5 protein-coding genes and 2 pseudogenes are annotated in these 6,607 nt (G+C 44.8%); 4 read left to right on the top strand and 3 right to left on the bottom strand.

Annotated features, from left to right (window positions below):
• The first annotated feature begins 262 nt into the window (after positions 1-262).
• The gene (locus tag HXY43_RS06150; RefSeq protein ID WP_290881208.1) at positions 263-658 is read left to right on the top strand and encodes a hypothetical protein; all 396 of its coding nucleotides are present in this window, start codon (positions 263-265) and stop codon (positions 656-658) included.
• A gap of 140 nt (positions 659-798) precedes the next feature.
• Here HXY43_RS06150 and HXY43_RS06145 read toward each other — a convergent pair whose 3' ends face one another.
• Entirely contained in the window at positions 799-2,019 is a 1,221-nt protein-coding gene (locus HXY43_RS06145) for an HhoA/HhoB/HtrA family serine endopeptidase (protein ID WP_290881205.1), read from the bottom strand.
• 521 nt (positions 2,020-2,540) lie between these two features.
• Between HXY43_RS06145 and HXY43_RS06140 the strand changes: the two genes are divergently transcribed.
• Complete coding sequence (locus HXY43_RS06140) at positions 2,541-2,942, top strand: metal-sensitive transcriptional regulator (protein ID WP_290881202.1); 402 nt, start codon at positions 2,541-2,543, stop codon at positions 2,940-2,942.
• Between the two features lie 166 nt (positions 2,943-3,108).
• Here HXY43_RS06140 and crtD read toward each other — a convergent pair whose 3' ends face one another.
• Entirely contained in the window at positions 3,109-4,617 is a 1,509-nt protein-coding gene (gene crtD, locus HXY43_RS06135) for a C-3',4' desaturase CrtD (protein ID WP_290881219.1), read from the bottom strand.
• Between the two features lie 167 nt (positions 4,618-4,784).
• Positions 4,785-4,871: pseudogene (locus tag HXY43_RS06130) on the bottom strand (potassium-transporting ATPase subunit C); the annotation flags it as partial.
• Positions 4,872-5,024: 153 nt separating this feature from the next.
• Here HXY43_RS06130 and HXY43_RS06125 point away from each other — a divergent pair.
• Both HXY43_RS06125 and HXY43_RS06120 read left to right on the top strand, forming a co-directional pair.
• Positions 5,025-5,228 (top strand): annotated as a pseudogene (locus HXY43_RS06125) (response regulator transcription factor); the annotation flags it as partial.
• Positions 5,229-5,493: 265 nt separating this feature from the next.
• Positions 5,494-6,597 (top strand): DMT family transporter, encoded by a 1,104-nt coding sequence (locus HXY43_RS06120; RefSeq protein ID WP_290881217.1) that lies wholly within the window; start codon positions 5,494-5,496, stop codon positions 6,595-6,597.
• The last annotated feature ends 10 nt before the right edge of the window (positions 6,598-6,607 follow it).

The raw sequence follows: 6,607 nt of genomic DNA, 5'->3' as shown, positions 1-6,607 counted from the left end.
TGTACTTGTAGGCTTTTAACACTGTGCTTACCAAACTATATCTACTATGGTAAACTAAAGGCATACAAAAGTAAAGTCGCCCTAGAAGGGCGAGGTTTTAAACCCATTTTTCTGATAAAGTATAAAGGCTGAAAAATTCTATTCATCCTTCATTCACACTTCATTCTGAAAACGGCTTGTTTCAGGTTAACGTCTTGCGGGCGATAAATGCGATCGCATCTTCAAATTTGCCATACTAAAAGAAAAAGCGATCGCTCCAACAATGCTGGGTACTTTCCAAAAAAGTCAACTGCGAATAGAACTTGAAGCTTCAGCAACTGCAATTGGCGACAGTCTGCTGCGTCCTGCACAATTAGAAAAATGGCTACTTTCGGGTAGCCTTCCACCTGGAATGCCAGAACAGTTGCATCCAGGATTTCAATTTACTACCCGAACCGGGCCAGTCACTATTCATCATCAAGTAGATGTAGCAACTTCCAACAGCTTGCGCTTGATTCTCAGTCAAGGAATTGACGGCTTTCACGAATGGTACTGGGGAGAAGGTTGGGTACAGTCCCGTCTGGAAGGAGTGTCAATTTTGCCACTGGCTTTGGGGCAAAATTTGAATCTGCTAAGTTTGCGGCAATTTTTATTGAATAAGTCAGTGGTTAGTGGTTAGTGGATAGTGGTTAGTAGTTAGTGTTTAGTGTTTAGTGGTTAGTGTTTAGTGTTTAGTGGTTAATAGTAAACAACTACCTACTAACTACTAACTACTAACTACTAACTACTAACTACTACCTACTAACTACTACCTACTAACTACCTAGACGCATTTTGCAATTCAGCCGTGCGTACTGCTAGCTGCTGTGTCTGATTACCGCGCTGCACTTTTACTTGCAACGTCTGACCGATACGACTATCTTCGACGAGATTTTGCAACTGTTCGGCACTAGCGATCGGTTGACCATCAACTTGAGTAATTACATCTCCTCGACGAATACCCGCATTAGCCGCTGGTGAATTAGGTATAACTCGCATCACTAAAACCCCATTCACTTCTGGGATGAGAAACTGGGAATTGGGGTCGCTGTTGCTCTCTTTTGCTAGCTGGGGTGTTAAAGTTACCATCTGCACGCCTAAGTAAGGATGAGCGACTTTGCCACCACGTTGCAATTGGGCTGCTATTTGTTTGGCTTTATCAATAGGAATAGCAAACCCAATCCCCATCGCATCAGCACGAATAGCTGTGTTGATGCCAATCACTTCACCTCGTTCATTCAATAGCGGCCCGCCAGAGTTACCGGGGTTAATTGCAGCATCAGTTTGAATAAAGTCCAAGCGTTTATCGGGGATACCTACTTGGGCGCTGGAACGTCTGAGGGTACTGACAATACCTAAGGTGACAGTGCTATCGAATCCCAAGGGATTGCCTACTGCGATCGCCCAATCTCCCACCTGTACATTAGATGAAGTACCTAAGGGTGCAACGGGCAAATCGCCACCAGCGTTAATCTTGACGACAGCCAAGTCTGTTACCTCATCCACACCTTGAACTTTGCCCTCAAAAGAGCGGCCATCCTTGAGGCGGACTGTGACTTTATCAGCATTATCGACCACGTGGGCGTTAGTCAGAACTAAGCCACTTTTGTCAATAATGAAACCAGAGCCTAGACCGCGTAATTGCTCCGGAGGCAACTGTTGGGGAAAACTTTCACCAAAAAACCTCCGAAAGAACGGGTCATCATAGAATGGATCGGGGATACGACGGGTAACTGTACGTTCGGTATCAATCCGTACAACTGCCGCCCCCACGCGATTTACCGCTGCCGTCACAAAGCTGCTGCTACCAATAGCGGCTGCTGCTGGTGATTGCCGCTGGGCAATTAGTTGTGGTGTGTCTGTTGTGACAGGATCTGGTGCTGGTTCAGCTTGGGAAGGTGACACCTGTAGGGTGCCAACAGTTAGTACAACTCCTAAAATTACAGCTAATACGTGAGTAGTGAGTTGTCGAATAGACCGGGGTAGTTGGGAAAATAGCATAACCACAACCTAAATGTTTCAGTCTAGTAGTTAGGTAATTGCGACAATTATCTTTAAAGCTATTGTTGCAGATTTGATGAGAATCCCTGCGTATTGACGCTGGTTCTCATCTGCAAGTTTCGCGATTTCTCCTAATTTTTATACTTAGGGCGTTACGCGATTAGGTCTGTAATTAATAATTAAATTTATTTGAATTTAGAGGTGGAAAGCTATTCTAGACATTCACACTTGCAATGTTCGGGAATCAGGGTAGTTAGTCATTAGTCATTAGTCATTGGTCATTAGTCAAAAGTTAGTGGTTAGTAGTTAGTAGTTGGTGGTTAGTGGTTAGTAGTTAGTGGTTGTTAATTATGCCCAATGCCCAATGCCCACTTTCCCCATTGCCCCTTATCCCCACAAAGTGGGGGCCCCCCCTTCCCCATCTCCCCATCTCTCCCTCTCTCCCACTCCCCCACCTCGCACTCTTTCCACGCCTCTCTAGGCTAGGATCTTATGTACTACCAAAACTTCAACAGTAACCAATGAACGGATCGAAGCGATTAGCTAAATCATCCTTGCCCAATTTTGAGCAAGAGGAGGATATACTCCTGGAAGATACAGACCATGTACATGCAGATCAAACTCACAAGCATGGACAGTCGTCTCATCCTCACGTTCATAGTGAAGAGTCTTTGCGGCGATTGGTCAATCGGCTGTCGCGTATAGAAGGGCATATTCGTGGTATTAAGACTATGGTGCAGCAAAATAGCCCCTGTCCGGATGTGTTGTTGCAAATTGCCGCAGTGCGGGGTGCATTAGATCGGGTAGCACGAATTATTTTAGATGAACATTTAACAGAGTGTATTGCCAGAGCCGCAGAAGAAGGCAATATTGACGTAGAAATTGAACAACTCAAAGCTGCCTTAGACAGGTTTTTACAGTAAAGGGGATTGGGGATTGGGGATTGGGGAATGGGGAAAGTGGGCATTGGGCATTGGGCATAGTTAACAACCACTAACCACTAACTACTAACCACTAACCACTAACTACTAACCACTAACCACTAACAAACAACAACCAACCACCAACAAACAACTAACCACCAACCAATTACCCATCAATTTGCCGTACTACTGTTAGGGCTGAGTAACTCACACCAGCAGTACCTTCACCGGGATGGGTAGAGTCACCGACTAACCACAAATCTTTTATGGGTGTACGATTGGCGAAACCAAAAGGACCGAATGTAGGTATTCTTTGACCAATACCACCAACAATACCTCGATCGCGAACTGTAAAACGGGCAAAGGTACGCGGTGTGGCGGCTTCTATATGAAGAATAGTTTCTGGTTTTAAGTAAAAGTATTTTGCAAGGTGGGCGATCGCATCTTCTGTATACTTTTGCTTTAACCCTTCATAATTCTCTGTATCCCACCAAGGTTTTGGATCTACGAAGGAAGATGCAATAATCGTACCTTTTCCGACTGGGGCACGACCATCACCAGGATTACTAACAGATACAAATAGGGAATTATTCTCGCCAATCGGGCCATTTGCGTCGTACATAAACTGTAGGTGAGGCGGACATCCAGGCGGAATCGCACTTTCATCGACACCCAAATAGATTACAAACGCGCCCGATGCTGGCGGCAGTTTTTCTACACGCTTTTTATACCCACGCGGGGCTTTCTTACCAAGCAACTGTACTAGGTTTTGAACAGTAACATTAGCAACTACATGGTCGGCTGATTCAGTCCATACTTCCCCTGTTTTTTGGTTACGAATCACCACAGCCGTAGCTTTGCCATCCTTGACTTTGATGTTTTCAACAGTATGGCGCATTAATAATTTACCGCCATCTCTTTCCAAAGCTTGTACTAGGCGATCGCTAAGTACCTGCATGCTACCTTGAAGATGAAACAATCCTTGCGGTTCCTGCGAGACACTCAACGCCGTTGCTGCGTAAAGTAATGCTGTTTCTTCTGCATTCACCTGGGAATACAACTTCAGTTGCAAATCCAAAAAAGTCCGCAAACGATGATCATCTGCCAGTTTATAGGCACGCAAAGCATCCCCCACCGTAAACAAGGTATAAGGTACGGTAATTAATGTACCGGGACGCACTGCTTTTGTTAGCTGCAACAAATCCCAGATATCACGTGGCGGTAGTACGGGATCGCGTCCTTGAAATTCCCAACTCGCTTTGAATAGTGCTGCAATTAATTGCCAAAAGGGTTCGCTACCAGGGAACTGTCGCTGACGTTCTTCTTGCCATTTTTGGCGATCGCGCCAAACATTGATTGGTGTATCTTCCCCAGGTAAGTACACTGCACAAGCTGGATCGCATGGTGTCGCTGGTGGCAGATCTATTTCTAGTTCTGAAAAAATCCGGTGATGAATTCCTCCTGGTTCCAAACCTGCTACCTGGGTTGCACCTACATCAAAGGTGAAGCCTTTGCGTTTAAAGGTAGAAGCACAGCCTCCAGGAACTAGGGCTTGATCCAAGATTAAGACACTGTAACCTCTCTTGGCTAATAAAGCTCCAGCTGTGAGTCCGCCTATTCCCGCACCAATAACGATAACGCGGGGTTTGTTTTTGCCAACACGATGATTTGGTATTGACATTACTACATATTTTTTAACATTGTTAATTATATTTTACAAATATTTACTAGAAATTAATACTCTAAGTTGCAAGGAATAGCGGGCGGGCAAGATGCCCACCCCACAAGAGCTTCATTGAAATGATGGTGTACACACTAGAAGAAGTTCGCGCTCATTGTTTGCTAACGGTTGGACTGCAAAGCATCTAACACCATGTTTAGCTTCAAGACGTTGACTCCGGGTTCACCAAAAATACCCAAGAATCTGCCGGAGTTAATCCACCATTGCGCGATGCTCCAGAGGAGCCGCTACGCGATCGCACAAATCCTTGCCCTGTGGGATTTAGTGGTAGCCATCCTTGCGCCATCAAGATTAAGAAAACCAAAATCCCCATGATCAGATTGCTCTCAAAAATCTCATCTATAACCACAAATCCACTGACGCAACGAGAACAGGAAATTTTATCGCTAATAGCAAAAGGGAAAACTAATCAAGAGATAGCTGAAGTGCTATATATTACAACGGGCACAGTCAGAGTTCATGTGCATGCAATTTTACATAAGCTAGAAGTGCGCGATCGCTCTCAAGCCTTCATCGTCGCCATGCAGACAGGTTTGATTAAGTAGTTTGGTGCGAATAAACGTTGGTTGGTGGTTAGTGGTTAGTGGTTAGTTGTTGGTTGTCTCCCCACTCTCCCCATCTCCCCTTCGGGGAATTAAAAATGTAAAATTCAAAATTCAAAATTTTTAATTTTTAATTTTTAATTTTTAATTGACTACTCCCCACCTCCCCATTCCCTATAAGTATTATTTTCTTCACAAAAAGACATAATTCGATAAAATTAGGTAAAGCAATTTTGCAGTTGTGTCAAACAAAGGCGTCAGCGATCCCATGCAGCTGAAACTGAGTGCATCTCGGCTTTCCTTCACTCTCCTACTCTTAATCGCACCCTTTTTCCTGTGGGGTACGGCAATGGTGGCGATGAAAGGAGTGATATCTCACACCACCCCCTTATTTATGGCAGGAGTGCGTATAGTACCAGCTGGAATGCTGATTTTGATCGTAGCTGCTGCTATGGGTAGACCTCAGCCCAAGGGTTGGGCCGCATGGCTGTGGATTACTGTATTTGCCCTAGTAGATGGGGCTTTGTTTCAAGGCTTTTTGGCAGAGGGACTAGTCAGAACAGGTGCTGGCTTAGGATCGGTGATGATTGATTCTCAGCCCCTAGCTGTGGCTTTGATGTCTTGTTGGTTGTTTCAGGAAAGAATTGGCCTGTGGGGGTGGCTAGGACTTTTACTGGGAGTTACGGGCATTAGTTTAATTGGCTTACCTGACGAATTGATCGTAGATCTTGTGTCTAATCATATTCTCCCACTCTCAGACGCGCCATGGCGCGTCTCTACATCTGTTCCACTCTTCCACTCTTTGTTTGCTAGTGGCGAATGGTTAATGCTTTTGGCAGCACTCAGTATGGCAGTGGGAACGGTAACTATCCGGTTTGTTAGCCGTCATGCAGATCCTGTTACTGCCACTGGATGGCATATGATTTTAGGCGGTTTGCCTCTATGGGGTATTTCATCAGTTGTAGAATCCCAGCAATGGCAGAATTTAATACCATCTGACTGGATAGCTTTGGCATACGCTACGGTATTTGGTAGTGCGATCGCCTATGCATTGTTTTTCTATTTCGCCTCTAGTGGCAATCTCACCAGTCTTAGTGCTCTTACTTTCCTCACCCCCGTATTTGCCTTACTATTTGGCAATTTGCTGCTTCAGGAAGTCCTCAGTCCCTTGCAGTGGGGAGGAGTCGCTCTAACTTTAATCAGCATTTATTTAATTAACCAGCGCGATACTTTGGCTGGTGTAAACAAAGATGTGACTGTAACGGAACAAACAACTATTACACAGCAACAACCAGTTTTGGAAAGTTCCGGCAAGAAGATTAACCCCGTAACTGTACCCGTGAGAGAATCGGAACCTGAAATTTTACCTTAATAAACAATAG

This window comes from Fischerella sp., assembly GCF_013388695.1.
Classification (GTDB): Bacteria; Cyanobacteriota; Cyanobacteriia; order Cyanobacteriales; family Nostocaceae; genus PCC9605.
The sequence above is the reverse complement of the archived record's forward strand: the minus strand, read 5'-3'. Positions and strand labels throughout refer to the sequence as shown.